Annotated in this window: 1 protein-coding gene and 1 pseudogene; both read right to left on the reverse strand. The window is 52.7% G+C overall.

All coding sequences use genetic code 11. From position 1 onward, the window contains the following. Positions 1-414 (reverse strand): hypothetical protein (locus tag CKO36_RS19145; RefSeq protein ID WP_200286490.1); only part of this gene is annotated, 414 nt, incomplete at its 3' end. Between the two features lie 667 nt (positions 415-1,081). After that, positions 1,082-1,182 (reverse strand): annotated as a pseudogene (locus tag CKO36_RS20620) (IS982 family transposase); the annotation flags it as partial.

Below are 1,182 nucleotides of genomic sequence, written 5' to 3' on the forward strand. Positions count from 1 at the left end.
TTGAGCAAGTGCTTGAACGCATGCCTTGGCCGGCTTGGCCGGCTCGACGACGACCTCGACCGGCAAAGCGCCCCTACCTGATGCCTGTGGCGGCTTAGCAACAATGGACCAAGGCATGATCAAGGCCCCCACCCCATTTCTTTGATCCTTGCCGCCAACGCATATTTCTTTTAGATAATATGAGCATAGATTATTCCATTTTTGAGTTTCCCCGATAAGAAATCCTAATATCCGATTATTTTTCGTTCCTTTTAACGCTATTGTATTTGGGCATGCCAGGAAATCACTGAGATGCTCAAATGCATCTTCAGTACTCCAAGTCTCGTTCCATGGAGATTCTTTGAACACAGATACATATAGTGCAGCGCATTCAACCAAATCATCTTGATTAAGATCGTTTATTTGTACTTCCATGGCTATTCTTTTTTACAGCTATTGCCAGCCTCAGCCGCCGTGAGCGTAGCGAGCGGTCGGACTGAAGGCCATCGTGGTACGCCTGGCATGGGCATGAACTAATGGGGTGAAAGCCCCTGTAGGAGGATCACCGCCTGGTCTCTGATCAGGTGACAACGACTAGCGAAGAGCAAGGGCCGAGCCGCGAGGCGAGGTCTGAAGGAAGCCTGGAGCAAATCTGCGAGCCTACGAACAGAAACGTCATCGAAGGCCGAGCCCGGGGGCGAGTTAGCCACAGATAGCGAAGCCCGGTGATCCGACGTGGGTACGGTAAATGGCGAGGTTGTGCAGAGAACGTTCATGTCGCAAATCCTAAGGAGATCTGTCTCGCGAGCGGTCCGTGTGTCTATGAGAGTCGAAAATGGGTGGGACAGAGTGAAGGCCAGAACCTTCGGCAACGAGCGAGCCACAGGTGTCTCACTGATCCTACCGCACCCGACCGGGTGAAAGGATCGTGGCGGTGCATCGTGTTACCAGCGTTGAAAGCAGCCATGGAATGGTTGTCTTTTCCAATCCGGAGGAAGCGCCCCGTGCGGACCCGCATGCGGGGTGCTGTGGGAGCCGGGGGAGAAAAACCCCCGGCGACCCGATTAGCCATTTTTTAACCCAAGTTGCCACCTTGGCTGATTCAGAAAAGGAAATTGAGGCTACAGGCCAGGATAAAGAATGCTGTCTTGAGTTCAAAACCGGCAGCGGTCACGCTGTGGATATGTTTGGGTAGCAATCGTT

Source organism: Rhabdochromatium marinum (assembly GCF_016583795.1).
Classification (GTDB): domain Bacteria; phylum Pseudomonadota; class Gammaproteobacteria; order Chromatiales; family Chromatiaceae; genus Rhabdochromatium; species Rhabdochromatium marinum.